General features: G+C 48.9%; 1 protein-coding gene. It reads right to left on the bottom strand.

The annotated features are described in order from the left end of the window. Window positions 1-307: response regulator (locus tag SB775_RS28500; protein WP_410864539.1), on the bottom strand; the 307-nt coding region annotated here is incomplete at both ends.

Here is a 307-nt window from a genome sequence, read left to right as displayed (position 1 = left end):
CAATCAATTCCCGCGTCGAGAACGGTTTCGTGACATAATCATCCGCCCCAAGCTCAAGCCCGAGCACTTTGTCGATCTCGGAGTCTTTTGCCGTCAGCATGATAATTGGAAAATCGAATTTCTTCCGCACTTCGCGGCAGACTTCCATGCCGTCGCGGTTTGGCAGCATGATGTCGAGCAGCATCAAGTCCGGCTGGATTTCTTCCGCCACTTTGATCGCTTCATCGCCGTCGTAAGCCACTACCACATTAAAGCCTTCTTTTTTTAAATTAAATTGCAGGATATCCGCAATTGGCTTCTCATCATC

It is taken from the genome of Peribacillus sp. SIMBA_075 (assembly GCF_046534585.1).
This window is presented reverse-complemented; position numbering and strand designations above follow the sequence as displayed.